Raw genomic sequence first — 18,784 nt, forward strand, 5'->3', positions numbered from 1 at the left:
GTAGTCGTTAAGCCCTTGCAACTAGCGAGCAGTGAATAAGAGAGATAACAGGAAACCAATATGACCAAGTCGGAGTTGATTGAGCGTATCGCTTCTCGTCAACAACAGTTGTCGGTTAAAGATGTGGAGCTAGCCATCAAAACCATTCTTGAGCAAATGTCACAGACATTGGCCATGGGTGAGCGCATAGAGATACGTGGCTTTGGTAGTTTTTCATTACATTATCGCGAGCCGCGTTTGGGCCGTAACCCCAAAACGGGTGAAACCGTGCAGCTGGCTGGCAAGTACGTGCCGCATTTTAAGCCCGGCAAAGAAATGCGTGAGCGGGTTAATGAAAGCTTACACAAGCGTTAAAGGCTAAATATTACTGGCGGGGCTGTATTGCACCTTAGCATGGTTTGCCAGTAATCTATGTGGGCGGCGTGATCATTGGTCACGCCGCTTTTTTGTGGATAAAGGCTATGCTGGGTATGTTGTTAATCAATTGTAAGGGAAGGAGGTAGCCGTGCGCTTATTGCTGCGCTTAGTGTTGCTGTTATTGTTATTGGCGGTGTTTTTGATTGGGGTGTTATTTACCCTGCAAAATGATACCCCCGTGCCATTAGATTTATTAATTCTACAGCTGGATGCCCAGTGGTTGGCGCTGTGGGTACTGCTGGCCTTTGCCTTGGGTGGCTTGGCCGGGATGTTGGTGGGATTGCTGGGTTTGTGGCGCATCAAGCGCGAGCGTTATAGCTTAAAGCGCCAGTTACAGCAGGCTAATAAAGAGCTGGCCAAGCTGCGTGCTGGCAGCGCGGTAAAAGCCCCGGCGGCTAAGGCCTAACATGTTAGATACTTGGCTGTTGTTGCTACTGGTCACTGCTATAGGCATAGGCTGGTATTTGGGGCAGCGTTCATCGTCACTGCTGTCACAACAGCATGTGCAGTCGGCCCTGCAGCAGCAGTACTATAAAGGCCTCAATTACCTGCTTAATGATCAGCCTGACGGTGCCTTGGATGCCTTTATCGAAGCGCTGGATGTTAATAGTGAGACCTTGGAAACCCATATTGCGGTGGGTAATTTAATGCGCCGCAAGGGGGAGGTGGAGAGAGCCATACGCATACATCAAAACCTATTGTCGAGGCCCACCTTGCCCCGCGAGCAGCTGCACCAAGCCCATCTAGAATTGGCTAAAGACTTTGTGAGTGCAGGCTTGTTAGATAGGGCTGAGCGCTTACTGGAAGATTTAATTGTCGATGCCCCCGAGCTACATAAAACCGCCACCTTATTATTGTTAGAAATATTGCAGGATGAAAAAGAGTGGGCGCAGGCCATAGAAAAGGCGCAGCAATTACTACCCAAAAAATCCTTGTTAAAGGCGGCCAATAGCGATCCGGTTATTATTCGAGCTTTGTCCCACTACTGCTGTGAGCTGGCCGAACAAGCGCTGGATAGGCGCGATTACCACAGCGCTAGAAAAGAGCTAAAAAAATCCCTCAATTACGATAAAAACTGTGTGCGCGCTTCATTGCTGCTGGCTAGGGCCGAATATGAAACTGGCCATTACGAACATGCGGTTAAAAGCCTGCACAAAATCCGCCATCAAAATTTAAGCTATGTCTCTGAATCTATAAACTTGTTAAAATTATGCAGCGAGAAGTTAAACGATCCCCAGTCCTTCCAGCGTTACCTTAGCATGTGCTTGGATTTGTACCCCTCGGTGAGCATAGTGCTGGCACTGGCTGCAGAGATACAAAACAGCGAGGGCGATGAGGCCGCCGCCAAGTTTATGGGCGGCGAGTTAAAACGCCGGCCATCGCTGCGCGGCTTGGATAAATTAGTTGCGCTGCATATGGCTAATAGCCAGGGTAAGGCCAAAGAGAACCTAGCTATTTTGCAGGCCTTAATCAGCAAGTTAATACACAGCAAGCCCCAGTATCGCTGCCAGCATTGTGGATTTTCGGGTAAGCAGTTGCACTGGTTGTGCCCTAGCTGCAAGCAGTGGGGCGAGGTTGCGCCCATACGCGGCGCCGAAGGCGATTAACAGCTTCTGGCAAATAGCGAACACTTAACTATAGAGAGATTATGACTACCACATCCCCCGTTATTGTTGCCCTGGATTACGATAACCTGCAGCAGGTTGAAGCCTTAGCTGAGCAATTAAACCCTGCCGACTGCCGCTTAAAAGTTGGCAAAGAGCTGTTTACCTATTGCGGCCCGGCAGTATTGTCGCTGTTGCACGATAAGGGTTTTGAAGTGTTTCTGGATTTAAAATTTCACGATATCCCCAATACCGTAGCCGGGGCTGTTAAGGCCGCTGCTGATATGGGGGTATGGATGGTCAACGTACACGCCAGTGGTGGTCAGCGCATGATGGAGGCGGCCCGTGAGGCCATAGCTAATTATCAGCAGCGCCCCAGCTTGATTGCGGTGACTGTGCTTACCAGCATGGAGCAGGCTGATTTAGTTGGCGTAGGCATTCAATGTACGCCTGCCGAGCAGGTTCAGCGCCTAGCCAAACTCACCCAGCAATCAGGTTTAGATGGTGTGGTGTGCTCGGCGCAGGAGTCCAGCCTGTTGCGCGCTGCCTTGGGTGAGCAATTTCAGCTGGTCACCCCCGGTATACGCCCAGCCGATAGCGAGCAGGGCGACCAGCGCCGCATCGCTACCCCCAAGGCTGCTATGGAGGCCGGTAGCCACTACCTGGTTATAGGTAGGCCTATTACGCAAAGTGACGACCCGCTGGCGGCCTTACAGGCGATAAACCAGCAGTTACGCGATTAATAATGTAAATATTACCAATCTGCCTTGGTTGCAGTTGCCTAAAGAGCAGTGCTGTATTAGTTTTCGCTAATGGCTTGTTAATAGGATGAACGGGTCTATTTCATAGATGCTTTTGATCAATCTATTAGCAGGCTATTAAATCAATAATAACCGTGAAAACTAAAAGGATTTACTCATGAAACCATTACTTACTATTATTTTTTGTGCCTTATTGGCCTTGCCGTCGGCCACGCTTTGGGCAGATTCTGCCCCTCAGCAGCAAGAGGTAAATATTAATACCGCGGATGCCGCCCAGCTCGCCAAGGGTTTGAAGGGTGTAGGCGGTGCAAAAGCCAAGGCAATCGTCGAATACCGCGAGCTCAATGGCAGCTTTAAATCGGCGGAGGAGCTGACCGAAATTAAGGGTATAGGCGTTAAGCTGGTGCAGGATAACCGCGAGCGGATTAAGCTGTAACGCGCAGCTCTAGCAAAAGTATAAAAAAACCGGCCCAGTGCCGGTTTTTTTTATGTATGGCTGTGGTGTTGCCAAGGCTCGCGGCCAAGCTTAAAACCGCTATGGCGCGCTTATTTGTGTTAATATCCGCCTCTTTATAAGTATGATCCCATTCGTTATTTAGTTTTTAGATTAAGGAAAGCTGCCTGTGGCAATTTATGATGTTTTTAATGGTGATGCCGATGGCATCTGTGCGTTATTGCAACTACGTAATGCGCAGCCCGCCGACAGCCAATTAATTACTGGCGTCAAGCGTGATATTAAATTGCTGGATAGGGTGCAGGTTAGTGCGGGCGATGAGCTTAATGTATTTGACATATCCTTTGATAAAAACCGCCATGGGGTAGAGGCTGCGTTGGCCGCAGGGGCCAGTGTGTTTTATGTAGACCACCACTTTGCTGGTGATATACCCAAACATCCCAAACTCACCACTCATATTAATTTGTCAGCCGATGTGTGTACCAGCTTGTTAATTAACGGCCAATTAAAAGGTCAGTTTGCTGAGTGGGCCTTGGTAGGCGCTTTTGGCGATAACTTAAAAAACAGCGCTAAATCCCTAGCCAAAACCCTTAAGCTTAGTGAGCAGCAGCTGATAGCTTTAGAGCACTTAGGTATTTATATCAATTACAATGGCTATGGCTCCAGTGTAGAAGATTTACACTTTGCTCCCGATCAGCTTTATCGCTGCATGAGCCGCTACAGCAACCCGCTAGACTTTATGGATGATGATAAAAATACCTTTCAGCATTTAGAGCAGGGCTACCAAGAGGATATGGATGCAGCCGCGCATATAGAGCCAGAATTTAGCAATGACAATGTAGCGGTATTTTTATTTCCCGATCAGCCTTGGGCGCGCCGTGTGAGTGGCGTCTATGGCAATGATTTGGCCAACCAATTCCCTCAGCGTGGCCATGCGGTTGTGACCGCTAAACCCAATGGTAATTATTTAGTGAGTGTAAGAGCGCCGCTTAGCAACAAAACCGGTGCCGATGAGCTTTGTCGCAGTTTTGCCAGCGGCGGTGGCCGTGCAGCAGCGGCAGGGATTAATGATTTGCCGGTAGCGCAATTGGGTGATTTTATCGATCGCTTTAATCAATTTTATAGCGCTAAATAATTTATAGAGTGAGGCCCGCCGTGGCAGTCAGTAAATTTAACAAGGCGTTTAAGCAGCTGCTTGCCGATGCCCAGCACAGCCAGCAACGCCGTCTACTGATTATTGCCGGTGAACAGGCTTGGGGGCAGCAGCAGTTACAGCAATTAAAGCTGGCCCAGTATTTTGAGCAGCAACTGCATATTAGCGAGCAAGCATTAGTCGCTGAAGACGAAACTATTACCACGATTAGCCGCAAAAAATCACAGCAAGTGTTGGGCAGTGATGTGGCCTGTTTGGTTTACGATGCTTATAGCGGTTTAGACCCCGATGCCATAGGAGTTTTGGGCGGCGCGGTAATGGGGGGCGGCTTAGTTATTTTGCTCACCCCTGAGTTAGATGAGTGGCATAATTTTTTAGACCCCGACTACCATCGCTTATTAGTACATCCCACCAAACCCGATCAGCTAGAGCATTTATTTATACGCCGCTTTGCTGCAACCATTAAGCAATTGGATAGCGTGTTAATCCACTCTGAAAAAAACGGCCTAACAGCACCCAGTGCTAAACCTGTGGCCGCAGTAGGCGTGGCGGCATCCGCGGATTATTGCCGCAGTGATGATCAGCGGGCCGCGGTGGCGGCTATAGTGAAAGTGGTCAAAGGTCACAGGCGCAGGCCTTTAGTGCTCACATCCGACCGGGGCAGGGGCAAAAGCACGGCCCTGGGCATTGCTGCTGCTGAACTAATGAAGCAAGGCGTGCAAACACTATTGATTACGGCGCCTAAGCTGGCAGCCGTGGATGTGGTTTTTAGACATGCTAAAGCAATATTGGGCGAGGCGGCTCAGCTAGAAAAAGGCCGCTTATGTATGGCTCAACAGCAGTTGCAATTTATCCCCCCCGACCAATTGCTAAGGCAAAAACCTAAGGCCGATGTGTTATTGGTGGACGAGGCGGCGGCCATACCGCTGAGTTTGCTAACGGCATTATTAAAGCAATATAGCCGTATCGTATTTGCCTCTACTGTGCACGGCTATGAAGGGGCGGGGCGCGGCTTTGGACTGCGCTTTCAACAAATTTTGGCTAGTGAAACACCGCAGTGGAAAAGCTTAACCCTAGAGCAACCTATACGCTGGCAGGCTAACGACCCAGTAGAGCAATGGCTATTTGAGGCCTTGCTGTTAAACGCGGATTATAGTCTCACGTTAACAAAGTCTATCAAGCCTAGCGACTGTAGCTTTAAGGAGTTAAAACGCCGCGACTTATTAAATAACGAAGAGTTACTAAGGCAAATTTTTGCCTTATTGGTGTTGGCTCATTATCAAACTACACCGGCAGATTTACGTAATTTATTAGACGGCCCCAATATTCGTATTTGGGTGGCTATGCATAAACAGCAATTAGTCGCTACTGCGTTAGTGACGGATGAGGGCGGCTTTAATAAAGAGTTGTCAGCTGCGGTGTGGAAGGGCGAGCGCCGTTTGCGTGGGCATTTATTACCGCAAACCTTGGCAGCGCATTCCGGTGTTGAGGTGGCTCCTAAGCTTCGCTACCAGCGCATTATGCGTATAGCCGTGCAGCCAGAGTTGCAGCAGCAGGGTTTTGGCCAAGCTATGTTGGCAGCGATATGTGATCAGGCCCAGCGCTCTAATGTAGATATAGTGGGCTCTAGTTTTGGCGTTACCGCCGATGTGCTGCATTTTTGGCAGCGTGCGGGTTTTACGCCGGTACGTTTAGGTGTTTCTCGTGATGCCTGCAGCGGTACTCACTCGGCTATAGTGTTGCGCTCTTTTAATTTGTCGGGAGAGCTGGTAGTGGACTTGCTGCGCTACCGCTTTTTAGAACAATTCCCTCATCAATTACTCACCTTATTCGTAGGCTTGGAACCCGAGCTGGCGGCAGGTTTTATGTTTGGTGGCGAAATGTCGGACTTAATGATAGTTGATGATCAGGACTGGGCCGATATTACCGCTTTTGCCGAGGGCTATAGAGTCTACGAAGTTTGTGCCGTGCCGCTGTGGAAGCTGGCTTGTAGTTTTATGGGCCAGTTAGAGGTGAGGCAATGGCTGAGTGATGAGCAACGGGATTTAGTGGTGTATGTGTTATTGCAAAATCGCCCAGCCGCCTGGGTATGCCAGCAGTTGGGCTACACTGGCCGCAAAGAGCTGGTTCAAAAACTTAGGGATACCGTTAAACTACTCAGCCAGCAGCAAATATTTCTTAGACCTACGTCGGTGCATTAATACAACTATAAATTAGCGGAGGCAATATGTTAGAGCTAGAAGGGCAGGAAAATGACAAGCGTGTAAGCGTGCAGTTAATGTCTACCGAGTCGGCTATATTGGCGGCAGCTTCAAGAATTTATGCAGCCTATATTAGTAATGGCAGTGTAGAGCCCGGCCAAGAAGGGGCATTTATGCAAGCGGCGATCAAGCAGGCTGCGAAAATGTCGGTAGTGGTAGATGATTTTATTAAGGCCGAAGATGAATTGTAAGATGTATGGACTAGACAGTTATCGATAAACTTCTATTATCAATACACAACCTATTAATAAGAAGAGGGTAGTTATTATGCGGTATTTATATTTAGGTTTAATGTTGTGGGTATTGTCATTTTCGCCCTTAAGTAGTGCTGCAACTATCACTATAGTTACGGATAAATGGGACGGTTACAGCAATGCCGATGGCAGCGGGTATTATCTAGAGCTGATGAAGGCTATATACAGTGCTGAGGGGGTAGAGGTAAGCGTTAAACAGGTACCTTATGCTCGTTCTATGGAAATGGTTGCTACTAATAAGGCTGATGTTGTATTGGGCATCTACCCCGGCGAAAAATTCACCGGTACTTATGCTAAGCATCCCTTAAATATTGATATTATTGATGCCGCGCTAACGCCAGCTTTTGCCAGCACTTGGGTGGATATTAATTCATTGGCAGATAAAAAAGTGGGGGCTGTACGTGGCTGGGGCTTTGATGCCTATGTGCCTGTAAAAATGAGATATAAAGAGTACTCAAGTTTAAAACCATTGCTAAAAATGTTAAACAATGGCCGAGTAGATGCGGTGTTGGCGACAGAGGTCGATATCAAGGCATCAGCGAGTGGCAATAATTTTGTTATTAAGAAAGCAGTCATTGTCAATTCAGCTTATGCGGTGTTTGCCAGCTCTAACAATGCTAAAAAAATGCTGGCTATTTTTGACGCTGGCATCGTTAAGCTGCACGATAGTGGCCAGCTTCGAGCCATTATGACTAAGAATTTAAACTCCTTAGAAAGCTATCCCTTTCAATAATTGTTGCTCACGATGAATGCTACAATGATGAAAACTTTTCTCTCTTGTTTTTTTATATGTTGTGCTCTATTGCTGCTTATGCCGCGCCTACAAAAATCTTTATAGCTTTGGATCAGTGGGATAGTTATAGCAGCAAAGAGGGCGCTGGTTATTGCCTAGAGTTAATGAAAGAGGTTCCCGAGCCTGCAGGTGTGGCAGTAAGTTTTAAAATAGTACCTTATAGACGCTCAGTAGAAATGGTGAGTACAAACAAAGCCGATGTTATGTTGGGGGCTTATAGCTGTGAAAAGATTGAGGGGGCCTTTGTGTCTTTCCCCTAGATGAAGGTGTAGAGCGCTGACATCAACGTGGCCGCTTGCAGAATTAATGCTAAAAAATTTAGCCTCATTAGCAGCCTATCCTAAATAAGAGTGAGGCTGATCACAGCTTCGCTTAATCTTTTTTATTAAGTCTATTAACAAAGCGGCGGTCTAGCCAGCTTTTCCAATACCACACCCACGTTCCGCTAGCGCTTATCGGCCCCCAGTGCGCCAGGGCCTGTTTTTTGCCCAGTGAAATTAAATTTAAAAAATAGCGCTGTGGTTTGTAGGCTAATAAGGTTTTATTGCGAATGACACGGTGTAGATTTTTAGCTAAAGCCTGCCCGGTTCTTACCGCGTAGACGCCGCTTTTGGGTAATGTTTTTTCACTAAAATGTATCATGTCGCCAGCGGCAAATATATTGGGGTGTGAGCTGCTTTGCAAAAAACGGTTTACGTGTATAAAGCCCTGTTCATCACAGCTGATAGTGGTGTTGTTTAGCCACTCGGGGGCGCCAGCTTGTGTCGCCCAGATCACGCAATTGGCGGTTAGTGAGCGGCCATCTGCCAAGTCCAGGCCGTACTGGTGGGCGGAAACTGCACGGCTGTTTGTTAGTAACTTAATGCTGAGCTGGCGCAGTTTTTTGCTGGCCAGCTTGCTATTGCTAGTATTGTGTTCTGGCAATAAGGTTTTGGCGGCAGTAATTAAACTCAAGTTAACAGTGGCGCGCTTAGTGAGGGGTTGTAGACGTTGATGTATGGCCAGTATTAACTCTAAGCTGGCAGCACCACCGCCAACAACGGCAATTTTATAGCTGTTATCGCAGCTTTTTATTTCTGCCATTTTTTGCTGCCAGGCAGCTAAAAAATGCTCTATGGGCTTGGCCGCTAGGCCATGAACGCGAGCACCGTCAATCTCGTCCAGCTTAATTTTTGAGCCTGTGTTCAGGGATAGCCAGTCATAGCGTATAGGGCTTATCTGCGGGCCAGTGATATGGCGCTGCTCGGCATCGATGTGATTGATGTCGCCTATAAGCAATCGCGCCCCAGCCCTGTGGCATAGATTGGCTAAGCTAATATGGCACTGTTGCCAGCTGTAATGGCCGGCAATGAGGCCGGGTATCATGCCAGAATAGGGGATGTAGCAGCTGCGGCTGATAACAGTAATCTGCAAGCCCTTAATAGGCTTGCGGCAAAAGCGCTGTAATACCATTAAGTGGCTGTGGCCAGCCCCTACTAAAACCAGGTGCATCTTGGGCGCACTCATGCGTGCGCTAGGCCCATAGTTCTAAGGGGGCTTGATGGACTAACGTGCGCAATATGTCGGTGCTACTGATTATGCCTATGAGTTTGCGGTTGTGATCGGTAATCGGCATGGCGCTGATATTTTGTCGGCACATCACGTCGGCGATGCTGCGTATTTCGGTTTCTTCGGCGGCAGTAATGACTTTTTTACTCATCAGCCGATTGACAGCGATATTGCGCAAATCGGCTAAATGATTATTGAGACTAAAGCGCATAATATCCCGGTCGGTGATGATGCCTATAAGCTCGCCGTTTTTATTGGTCACAGGTAAGTGGTGAAAACGTTGCCGCTTTAATAGTTGGCTGGCGCTGTGTACGCTTTCTTGCTCATTAATAGCGATGGCAGGTTTGGTCATGATTTGCGTAGCAAAAACAGCAGGCTGGCGCTTTTGCTTGCCAGCCTGCTTATTCTCTTGATAGTGGCGGGCCAGTTTATCTGCCTGGGACTGGTTGGCTGGCGGCAAGTCCTGTTGTTTGCCCACAGCGCCGGTGGCGGCGGTTTCAGCTATCGCCTGTACGGTTTTGTCCCGGGCTAGAGTTTCTACTGGGGTTTGTATGCGCTGGCCATGATCGATGATATAAAACACGTTTGCCTCTTGGCGGCGGCAGTTTTTATAACTATATAGCAATTTTAGGGCTAGGGCTGCAAGTTCTGTCGATTTACCTAGGCTGCCAGTTAGGCTAAAATGCCGCGCTTTCGAGGCGCTTGTAACCCGTCTTATTTCGCTGCTTTACAGCCTAGCAGCTTACTTATTGGCAATGGCAATTAAAAACACATGTTAGAAGTGAACCCCATCAAGCAAACCATCAAGGACTTATCAGCCAGAACGGAAGTTCTTAGGGGGTATCTTTGACTATGATGCCAAGAAAGAGCAATTAACTGAGGTTGAGTTAGAGCTGGGCGAGCCTGCGGTATGGGACGACCCCGACAGAGCCCAAGAGCTAGGTAGAGAGCGCTCGGCGCTAGAAGCGGTAGTCGCCACTATAGACAATATGACCACGGGCCTAGCCGATATTAGCGACCTGCTGGAGATGGCTGCCGAAGAAGATGATGCCGACACCGTTGCTGAGGTTGAGGCGGAGTTAGGCCAGTTACAGGCCCAGCTAGAAACCCTAGAGTTTCGCCGCATGTTCTCAGGCGAGATGGACGCCAATAATGCCTTTTTGGATATACAGTCGGGTTCAGGCGGCACTGAGGCACAGGACTGGGCCGAGATGGTCTGCCGCATGTACTTGCGCTGGGGCGAGGCCAAGGGCTTTAAAACCGAATTGCTAGAAGCCTCAGACGGTGATGTAGCCGGTATTAAAAGCGCCACCATACAGTTTACCGGCGAATACGCCTTTGGTTGGCTGCGCACCGAAACTGGAGTGCACCGCTTAGTACGCAAATCCCCCTTTGATTCTGGCAACCGTAGGCATACCTCGTTTTGCTCGGTGTTTGTGTCACCCGAGGTGGATGACAACATAGATATAGAAATTAACCCAGCCGATTTGCGGGTGGATACCTACCGCGCCAGCGGTGCCGGTGGCCAGCACGTTAACAAAACCGATTCGGCCATACGTATTACCCACGAGCCCAGCGGCATAGTGGTGCAGTGCCAAAACCAGCGTTCGCAACATCAAAACCGCGACAACGCCATGAAGCAGCTAAAAGCCAAGCTCTATGAAATGGAAATGCTCAAACGCAACGAAGCGGCCCAGGCGCTGGAAGATAGTAAGTCGGATATAGGTTGGGGCAGCCAGATACGCTCCTATGTATTAGATGATCAGCGTATTAAAGACCTACGCACCAATGTGCAGAGCAGTAACTGTAATGCCGTGTTAGACGGTGACTTGGATATGTTTATAGAGGCCTCCTTAAAGAAGGGGTTGTAAGCAGTTGCTAGAGGGTAGTCTCTAGTGGCTAGTAGCTAGTGATTAGTCGCTAGTAAAGAATTAGCTCGTAAGCGAGTTGTTAAATTAAGTAAAACATTAATCAGAGGAAAGTATGTCAGAGCCAACAGAAAACAACGCAACCCAGCAAGGTGAAGAAAACAAACTGATTGCTGAGCGTCGCGCTAAGTTAGCCGATATTCGCGAGCAGCGTAATGCTTTCCCTAATACCTTTCGTCGTGCCGACTACGCCCAGGATTTGCAAAACGAATTAGGTGAAAAAGATAAAGACACCCTAGAGGAGTTGGATAGACGCGCCTCTGTGGCAGGCCGCATTATGGCCAAGCGTGGCCCGTTTTTAGTGCTGCAAGATATGAGTGGCAGCATCCAGGCTTATGTCGATAAAAAACAACTGCCCGCCGCCCAACTACCCGAAATTAAAACCTGGGATATAGGCGATATCATAGGCTGTACTGGCCCGGTACATAAATCGGGTAAGGGCGATCTATATGTGTATATGGAAAAAGTTGAGCTGCTAACTAAATCATTGCGCCCCTTGCCAGATAAATTCCACGGTCTAAAAGATCAAGAAATGCGTTATCGCCAGCGCTATGTGGATTTAATCATGAGCCCAGAGTCGCGTGATGTGTTTAAAACGCGCTCTAAAATGATTAGCTTTATGCGTAACTATTTTGATGGTGAAGACTTTATGGAGGTAGAAACCCCCATGATGCACACCATACCCGGTGGTGCGACTGCGCGTCCTTTCATCACCCATCACAATACTTTAGATATGGATATGTACCTGCGTGTTGCGCCTGAGCTATACCTCAAGCGTTTAGTGGTAGGTGGTTTTGAGCGTGTATACGAAATCAATCGTAACTTCCGCAACGAAGGTTTATCAACCCGCCACAACCCCGAATTTACCATGGTAGAGTTTTATCAGGCCTACGCCGATTACAAAGACTTGATGAACCTCACCGAAGATATGTTGCGTAAAATGGCGCAGTCAGTGCTAGGCACTACCACCTTAGTGAATACCGTGCGCGATGCCGAAGGTGAGGTAGTAAAAACCATAGAGTATGATTTGGCTCAGCCCTTTGCTCGTATCTCGGTATTCGATTCCATCCTGCAATACTGCCCAGAGATAAAAGCAGAAGATATTTCTGACTTGGCTAGTGCTCGTAAAGTGGCCGAAGGCCTAGGTATTAAGCTGAAAGATATTTATGGTTTAGGCAAAGTGCAAATGGAAATCTTCGATGAAGTGGTTGAGAAGCATTTAATCCAGCCAACTTTTATTACCGAGTATCCCACCGAAGTATCACCGCTGGCACGTCGCAATAACGACAATCCTTTTGTGACTGATCGTTTTGAGTTTTTTGTGGGCGGCCGCGAAATTGCCAATGGTTTCTCAGAGCTTAACGACGCAGAAGATCAAGCTGAGCGCTTCCAGGCACAAGTTGCCGAAAAAGATGCCGGTGATGACGAGGCCATGCATTTTGACGCCGATTATGTGACTGCATTGGAATACGGTTTGCCGCCCACGGCAGGTGAGGGCATAGGCATAGATCGCTTGGTGATGTTATTTACTGATTCGCCGACTATTAGGGATGTGCTGTTGTTCCCGCATATGCGGCCACAAGCTTAGTGACTTAAATCCTCGCACTGCGGGGATTTTTTTTAACTGCTGTAAAACGAAAAAAGGGTTGGCCTATAGAGGCCAACCCTTTTTTATAATCAATGTTAATTGATTATAGTGCAACGATGTTTTCAGCCTGTGGGCCTTTTTGACCATCAGTCACAGTAAATTCAACTTTTTGGCCTTCGGCTAGAGTTTTAAACCCTGAGCTGGCTATAGCGCTGAAGTGGGCAAACACGTCTGGGCCAGATTCTTGCTCGATAAAACCAAAGCCTTTAGATTCGTTAAACCACTTAACCGTACCAGTTGTAGTAGACATAATAATTTCCTGAAATATATATAAAGTTGTGCCCCAAGAGGCAAGGGTGCTGAAATGGAGGTTGGACTTATAAACTTCAGGACGAGGAATTACGGATAATGCAGCGAAATGTAGATTGTAAATGCAAGGCTTCTTTTTAGCTGCCGTTCACTCTATAGACAAGCTAGGGTGCTGTCCAGCTTTATTTACTCTAATTAAAATTATTTGCAGCGTGCTATTACTTTTCTATATCGTCAAACACCTGTTGTAAAAAGGCAGTTAAGGCTCTTTTATCGATATCTGAGAGTTTATACAACACCAAACTGTTACCCGTGGTTTTTACTTGGCCTATACGCTTAAGCAAGTCCTGGTAGTCACTAAGGCCGTGCATTACGTCTATGCTGATGTTTTGTAAGCTGGGGCAAAAGGAGAGAATAGGCCAATAACCTTGGCGGCCTGTTTTATAGGTGTAGTGGTATTGGCCAAAACCTATAACATTGTTGCTCCAAACTTTAGCGGGCTCGCCCGTAATATCACTCATTAGCTCTAGCAGCATTTTACTATCGTGCTGGCGTCGGGTGTGATCTATGTTATTGATCAGTGCTATAGGGTCTAGGTCGGTAACGTGACTATCAAAATTTATCATAGGTAGGAGCTGGCTTAGTTGCTAAATGTGGCTAATGAATTTTTCACTGAAAAATGACGGACATATTATAAACCCTATGGGGGATTATTTCAGATATCTTTAAGGGGCTATCTTTAAAGTGGCTATCTTTAAAGCAGCTATCCTTTTGCGCATCACGGGGGATGAGCGTTTTATATTTTGGGCTTAGATCAGGCGATACAGCCTAGCTAGGTGGTTAGTGCGGTTGTTCACTATGCGGATGATAAGTAGCGAGATATTCAGTTACAGCTGCGGTTAGATACGGCGGTTGAGGTTGAGTGTTATCGGGCTGGAGGGGTGTTGCGGTATGTTTTGAATCGGATTGTGGCGTAGGGGGGGGCTTGTTGATTGAGGCCGCTTAGTCATGCCAGTAAATACTGGGACTTGAAGAATGTATTTGTCTTGTCATGTCCAAGACACTCCTGTTGGTCGCGGGGCAGGCTCTGCCGGCGAAGGCCGGTATCCAGTGTCTTTCTTTATTAGTGGTTTGGTATTCGAGCGAGGTTTCGCCTTGCCGGGCGATAAGGGGGCTTTGCGTGCCCAAAGCCCCCTTAACCCCAAAGGGCACCCCTAGTCCGTCGCCCTTCGGGTTCCCTGTGCTACTCACAATTTAACGGCCGCTGCGGAACTCGCACAAAAACGATACTCAATCGTTTTTGCACTCAGACAGTCCTCGCTACTTCGTGCCGTTAAATTCCTCCGTTGCTCGGCGACTCCCAAGGGGAATCTGGGTGCTTCGTAGAGGGTAAGTACTGAAAAGCCAGTAGCATGTATAATTTACAAGAAAACAGCTAGGCATTGGTGTTTGAACCTGTGTATATTTAAGCATTGATTTGCAGATATAGGCTTTTTTGTATAAATCTAGGCATAAGTTCAAATCTGGCCATTCTCGTTAATAAAATTGTTAGGCAGCACTTGAATACTATCTATAACATGCTTTTAATTACAATAAATATAGTCGTATGGGTTGTGCTTTCTGATATTGCAACAGGCGCACCAACAACCATATTAAATTATTATAATGGTAATTATACTGAAACGGGAGAAGGAAAAATTCTTCGCTCACGTCAAAAAAGTGGCCGTTATGGGGCGGGTGCTTATGACATAAAATATGAATATTTTGTTAATAATAGGTATTACATTTCTGATCAAGTTAACTTTAAAATTAACAGCTATAACAATGCAAAAGAAACAATAATTCAATACCCAGAAGGTAAAAAAGTAAGCGTTTATTACGATGCAGAGAAACCAGAATACTCAACACTTGAACTAACTGGTATCGATTTTGGCGTATACGGGCAGTTATTATGCACTTTTATTATGATATTAATTGGCCACACCATTCTTCCTTTTCGTTCTTAGTTATTACAATACCTAACAAACGCGGGCATAATTGTTCCGCGCCAAAGGCGCTCCACTGGGCAAGCGGCTACGCCGCTTGCCCATGCCGTGTGCGTTATGAGGATTAAATAATGAGCAAAGCAGTCACTCTTTTTGTTGCTATGTTAGCCTTATTGGTCGGCTGCGCTTCTACGCAGACGTCTCCCCAACCAGTAGCATTCGCAAAACCCGATTTGTCGATATCTCAAGAAGATCAGTGGCAACTGATGGCTGGTAAATGGTACGGAGAACAGCCCACTAAAGATGGCGGCACAAGAAAATGGATAGTTGAAAGATTTATCGACGGAGCCTACAGGGTAGATTTTCTGAACGTCAAGAACGATGGAGTCATTGAAAAACTATCTGAAGTCGGTCAATGGGGTGTATCTGGGCCAGTTTATTTTTCATCGTTTAGGGGCTGGCTAAAAGACGAAACAATCAAGTTTTCCGATCCATCAAATCCATATAATTATGATGCTTATCGCATCATTCAACTAAATGACAAAATTTTCGAATATGAGCATTATTCATCTGGCAACCGGTTCACAGTTAAAAGAGTTACATCGGACTTTGAACTCAAGTGAAGAATCCTCATAACTAAGCACGCAACCCGGGCGGTTTCGCCGCCGGTTCGCTTAAACGTTGTGACAAGAAAGAAATGTGAAAATTACAAAACTATAATATTAATGAGCTTAATCTTATTCCAGAAACTATTCGCTGCTGAGATGATGGATAAAGCCAAAGAATTATTAGGTATAAATCTAGTTAGAAAAGGTAAAGGCATAGGTAAAAAAATGATGGCGGCTATGCAGAGCATCTACTCTCGTTTTCATCAGCAAATACTTACCGCCGATGGTAACGCCATTATTATAAGGCCCTAGGCTTTAAGCGCGCAGGCAAAACAGAATCTATGTGGATTTACGCAGGCGATGAACATTAAGCTCTAACGGTATCCATACCTCTAGCAAAACCAACTACGAAGCACCCAGATTCCCCTTGGGAGTCGCCGAGCAACGGAGGAATTTAACGGCACGAAGTAGCGAGGACTGTCTGAGTGCAAAAACGATTAATTATCGTTTTTGTGCGAGTTCCGCAGCGGCCGTTAAATTGTGAGTAGCGCAGGGAACCCGAAGGGCGACGGACTAGGGGTGCCCTTTGGGGTTAAGGGGGCTTTGGGCACGCAAAGCCCCCTTATCGCCCGGCAAGGCGAAACCTCGCTCGAATAACAAATTATTAATTAAGAAAAAACTGGATACCGGCATGCGCCGGTATGACAGGGTAGAGGGTTCTGTATATCAGCATGCACCAGTAGAGCCTACCCCGCGACTGAAAGGAGTGCCTTGGGTATGACAGGATGATTGGTTCTGGATACCGCCATACACCACCACTACAACAGCCGCCTCCGTGCTACCCCACCAAAACCAACCCCCATAAAAAAACCCAGCTAAAAAGCTGGGTTTCTCAAACTAGCCAACTACCTATTAACCCTTAAGGTAATAAGTGGCTCACTGCATCGCGCTCTTCGGTTAGCTCTTGCTCAGTGGCTTTCATGCGAGCTTGGCTGAATTCGCTGATTTCTACACCTTGAACAATCTCCCAATCGCCATTTTTACAGCGGCAGGGGAAAGAGTAGATTAAGCCTTCGGCGATGCCGTAAGAACCGTCAGAGTAAACACCCATGCTTACCCAATCGTCACCCTCTGTGCCTAAGGCCCAGCTGCGTACGTGGTCTATGGCGGCGTTAGCGGCAGAAGCGGCAGAAGACGCGCCACGGGCTTTAATAATGGCTGCGCCACGTTGGGCAACGGTGGGGATGTAGTCGTTTTCGTACCAGTCTTGCTCAACTAACTCTAGTGCGGGGGTACCGGCAACTTTAGCAGTAGAAAGATCTGGGTATTGAGTGGCTGAGTGGTTGCCCCACACAGTCATGTTTTTTATGTCAGAAACGGCTTTGCCCGTTTTGGCGGCTAACTGAGACTTGGCGCGGTTGTGATCCAGGCGCATCATAGCGGTGAAGTTGCGTGGGTCTATGTCTGGCGCGTTGCGCTGAGTGATTAAAGCGTTGGTGTTGGCGGGGTTGCCTACTACCAAGACTTTAATGTTTTTGCTGGCGTTGTCGTTAATTGCCTTGCCTTGTACCGAGAAAATAGCGGCGTTAGCTTCTAATAAATCTTTACGCTCCATGCCGGGGCCACGTGGGCGCGCGCCTACTAATAGGGCGTAATCACTGTCTTTAAAACCTACGTTCGGGTCATCTGTGCATACTACACCGGCTAGTAATGGGAAGGCGCAGTCGTCTAGCTCCATTTTTACGCCTTCTAGGGCGTCCAGGGCTGGGGTGATGTCTAGTAGTTGAAGGATAACGGGCTGGTCGTCGCCTAACATTGCGCCTGAGGCAATGCGGAATAGTAGTGCGTAGCCGATTTGGCCAGCGGCACCGGTAACGGTAACGCGAACAGGTTGTTTCATTGTGATGATTCCTATGTGTTGCAAATAAAATGTTGCAATGAGCGTTGGTATGGCAGCGGCAGGGGATTTCCCAGGCTGCCGCGTCTTTCTGACGCTAAGGCCTTTTAAGGCGGGCTAATTCTAGTGATTTGGCCTTTAAATTACCAGTTTCTGGCTAGCCATGGCGTGAAATAAAGGGGTAATCCTGAGCAAAAACCATTAAAATGCGCGCCATTGACATGTTTATTCACACCCAACTAGGCCGTGGTTTTATTGTGGAACAGCTTTTTACCCCCTCAGCAAACAATACCCCCTTAGCAGCTCAGCCCTCCGCAGAGGAGGCCGCCAAGCTAAAAAAACAGAAGCTGGAGTTTAACAAGCTGCAAAAACGCCTGCGTAGGCAAATGGGCGAGGCCATAGCTGATTACAGCATGATAGAGCAGGGCGATGTGGTCATGGCCTGTATCAGCGGTGGTAAAGACTCCTTTGCCATGCTGGATATATTGATCAACCTGCAAAAGGCTGCGCCTATAAATTTTGAAGTGATTGCAGTTAATATGGATCAAAAGCAGCCCGGCTTTCCCGAGCATATCCTGCCCGCCTATTTTGAGCGCATAGGAGTGCCGTATTACATCATTGATAAAGATACCTACAGCGTAGTTAAAGAGAAGGTGCCCGAGGGCAAAACCACCTGCGGCCTGTGTTCGCGTTTGCGTCGCGGTACCTTATACAGCTTTGCTGAGAGCATAGGCGCTACTAAAATTGCCCTGGGCCACCATATGGACGATATGGTAGAGACGCTGTTTTTAAATATGTTTTACGGCAGTCGCATGAAGTCCATGCCGCCTAAGCTGCGCTCCGATGATCAGCGCAATGTGGTGATACGGCCCTTGGCTTATAGCCGTGAAAAAGACCTGATTAAATTTGCCGATGCCAAGCAGTTCCCCATTATTCCCTGTAACCTCTGTGGTTCGCAGGAAAATTTACAGCGGCAAAATATTAAGGCTATGTTGCAAGGCTGGGATAAGCAGCAGCCGGGTAGGGTAGAGAGTATCTTCCGCGCCACCCAGCATATTAGCCCCAGCCAGCTGGCGGATAAAAACCTGTTTGATTTTGATACCCTGCCACTGGATCGCACTAACGATAAGGCTGAATACGCCTTTACCGAGGCCAAGGTGTCGTCGGCGGGTAATGGTGTGCAGATGGTGAATGTAGTTGAGATATAAAGTTGAGCTATTTAAG

At 47.5% G+C, this 18,784-nt stretch carries 21 protein-coding genes; 16 read left to right on the top strand and 5 right to left on the bottom strand.

Features of this window, described 5'->3' with window-relative positions; genetic code table 11:
- Window positions 1-60 precede the first annotated feature (60 nt).
- The 10 genes from ihfB (at window position 61) to NO559_RS02580 (ending at window position 7,957) form a co-directional block, all read left to right on the top strand.
- On the top strand, window positions 61-354 hold the full coding sequence (gene ihfB, locus NO559_RS02535; RefSeq protein WP_258330217.1) for an integration host factor subunit beta: 294 nt from the start codon (window positions 61-63) through the stop codon (window positions 352-354).
- 151 nt (window positions 355-505) lie between these two features.
- Window positions 506-823, top strand: coding sequence for a LapA family protein (locus tag NO559_RS02540; RefSeq protein ID WP_258330218.1), 318 nt, complete (start codon window positions 506-508; stop codon window positions 821-823).
- A gap of 1 nt (window position 824) precedes the next feature.
- Window positions 825-2,024, top strand: a complete 1,200-nt coding sequence (gene lapB / locus NO559_RS02545; protein WP_258330219.1) for a lipopolysaccharide assembly protein LapB — start codon at window positions 825-827, stop codon at window positions 2,022-2,024.
- 41 nt (window positions 2,025-2,065) lie between these two features.
- Complete coding sequence (gene pyrF / locus NO559_RS02550; protein WP_258330220.1) at window positions 2,066-2,764, top strand: orotidine-5'-phosphate decarboxylase; 699 nt, start codon at window positions 2,066-2,068, stop codon at window positions 2,762-2,764.
- A gap of 175 nt (window positions 2,765-2,939) precedes the next feature.
- The gene (locus NO559_RS02555) at window positions 2,940-3,218 is read left to right on the top strand and encodes a ComEA family DNA-binding protein (RefSeq protein ID WP_258330221.1); all 279 of its coding nucleotides are present in this window, start codon (window positions 2,940-2,942) and stop codon (window positions 3,216-3,218) included.
- 187 nt (window positions 3,219-3,405) lie between these two features.
- Window positions 3,406-4,371, top strand: a complete 966-nt coding sequence (locus NO559_RS02560) for a DHH family phosphoesterase (RefSeq protein WP_258330222.1) — start codon at window positions 3,406-3,408, stop codon at window positions 4,369-4,371.
- A 20-nt stretch (window positions 4,372-4,391) separates the two neighbouring features.
- Window positions 4,392-6,590 (top strand): tRNA(Met) cytidine acetyltransferase TmcA, encoded by a 2,199-nt coding sequence (locus tag NO559_RS02565; RefSeq protein WP_258330223.1) that lies wholly within the window; start codon window positions 4,392-4,394, stop codon window positions 6,588-6,590.
- Window positions 6,591-6,616: 26 nt separating this feature from the next.
- The gene (locus NO559_RS02570) at window positions 6,617-6,841 is read left to right on the top strand and encodes a hypothetical protein (RefSeq protein ID WP_258330224.1); all 225 of its coding nucleotides are present in this window, start codon (window positions 6,617-6,619) and stop codon (window positions 6,839-6,841) included.
- 76 nt (window positions 6,842-6,917) lie between these two features.
- Window positions 6,918-7,637, top strand: coding sequence for an ABC transporter substrate-binding protein (locus NO559_RS02575; RefSeq protein WP_258330225.1), 720 nt, complete (start codon window positions 6,918-6,920; stop codon window positions 7,635-7,637).
- A gap of 56 nt (window positions 7,638-7,693) precedes the next feature.
- Window positions 7,694-7,957: a hypothetical protein gene (locus tag NO559_RS02580; protein WP_258330226.1), complete on the top strand. Its 264-nt coding sequence runs from the start codon at window positions 7,694-7,696 to the stop codon at window positions 7,955-7,957.
- A gap of 112 nt (window positions 7,958-8,069) precedes the next feature.
- Here NO559_RS02580 and NO559_RS02585 read toward each other — a convergent pair whose 3' ends face one another.
- On the bottom strand, window positions 8,070-9,203 hold the full coding sequence (locus NO559_RS02585; RefSeq protein ID WP_258330227.1) for an FAD-dependent oxidoreductase: 1,134 nt from the start codon (window positions 9,201-9,203) through the stop codon (window positions 8,070-8,072).
- A 7-nt stretch (window positions 9,204-9,210) separates the two neighbouring features.
- Window positions 9,211-9,828, bottom strand: a complete 618-nt coding sequence (locus tag NO559_RS02590) for an HPP family protein (RefSeq protein ID WP_258330228.1) — start codon at window positions 9,826-9,828, stop codon at window positions 9,211-9,213.
- A 189-nt stretch (window positions 9,829-10,017) separates the two neighbouring features.
- Between NO559_RS02590 and prfB the strand changes: the two genes are divergently transcribed.
- Together prfB and lysS are read left to right on the top strand one after the other, a co-directional pair.
- Window positions 10,018-11,116 (top strand): peptide chain release factor 2 gene (gene prfB, locus NO559_RS02595; protein ID WP_258330229.1). Its coding sequence is split into 2 segments (ribosomal slippage): window positions 10,018-10,092 and window positions 10,094-11,116, totalling 1,098 coding nucleotides; the frame shifts between segments, so codons are not numbered across the junction.
- A 112-nt stretch (window positions 11,117-11,228) separates the two neighbouring features.
- Complete coding sequence (gene lysS / locus NO559_RS02600) at window positions 11,229-12,761, top strand: lysine--tRNA ligase (RefSeq protein ID WP_258330230.1); 1,533 nt, start codon at window positions 11,229-11,231, stop codon at window positions 12,759-12,761.
- Window positions 12,762-12,864: 103 nt separating this feature from the next.
- Here lysS and NO559_RS02605 read toward each other — a convergent pair whose 3' ends face one another.
- Window positions 12,865-13,071: a cold-shock protein gene (locus NO559_RS02605; protein WP_258330231.1), complete on the bottom strand. Its 207-nt coding sequence runs from the start codon at window positions 13,069-13,071 to the stop codon at window positions 12,865-12,867.
- 217 nt (window positions 13,072-13,288) lie between these two features.
- Window positions 13,289-13,696 (bottom strand): DUF1801 domain-containing protein, encoded by a 408-nt coding sequence (locus NO559_RS02610; protein ID WP_258330232.1) that lies wholly within the window; start codon window positions 13,694-13,696, stop codon window positions 13,289-13,291.
- A gap of 933 nt (window positions 13,697-14,629) precedes the next feature.
- Between NO559_RS02610 and NO559_RS02615 the strand changes: the two genes are divergently transcribed.
- From NO559_RS02615 to NO559_RS02625, 3 genes are all read left to right on the top strand, one after another.
- Window positions 14,630-15,076 (top strand): DUF3592 domain-containing protein, encoded by a 447-nt coding sequence (locus NO559_RS02615; protein WP_258330233.1) that lies wholly within the window; start codon window positions 14,630-14,632, stop codon window positions 15,074-15,076.
- A gap of 110 nt (window positions 15,077-15,186) precedes the next feature.
- Window positions 15,187-15,678, top strand: coding sequence for a hypothetical protein (locus tag NO559_RS02620; protein ID WP_258330234.1), 492 nt, complete (start codon window positions 15,187-15,189; stop codon window positions 15,676-15,678).
- 102 nt (window positions 15,679-15,780) lie between these two features.
- Window positions 15,781-15,975 (top strand): hypothetical protein, encoded by a 195-nt coding sequence (locus NO559_RS02625; RefSeq protein WP_258330235.1) that lies wholly within the window; start codon window positions 15,781-15,783, stop codon window positions 15,973-15,975.
- 607 nt (window positions 15,976-16,582) lie between these two features.
- Here the strand turns inward: NO559_RS02625 and NO559_RS02630 are convergent.
- Window positions 16,583-17,563, bottom strand: a complete 981-nt coding sequence (locus NO559_RS02630) for a malate dehydrogenase (RefSeq protein ID WP_258330236.1) — start codon at window positions 17,561-17,563, stop codon at window positions 16,583-16,585.
- 218 nt (window positions 17,564-17,781) lie between these two features.
- Here NO559_RS02630 and ttcA point away from each other — a divergent pair, with 218 nt between their 5' ends.
- Window positions 17,782-18,768 carry a tRNA 2-thiocytidine(32) synthetase TtcA gene (gene ttcA / locus NO559_RS02635; RefSeq protein ID WP_258330237.1) on the top strand — a complete coding sequence of 329 codons (987 nt, stop codon included), beginning with the start codon at window positions 17,782-17,784 and terminating at the stop codon, window positions 18,766-18,768.
- Window positions 18,769-18,784: the final 16 nt, after the last annotated feature.

The sequence above is a fragment of the Dasania sp. GY-MA-18 genome (genome assembly GCF_024734385.1).
Lineage (GTDB): Bacteria > Pseudomonadota > Gammaproteobacteria > Pseudomonadales > Dasaniaceae > Dasania > Dasania phycosphaerae.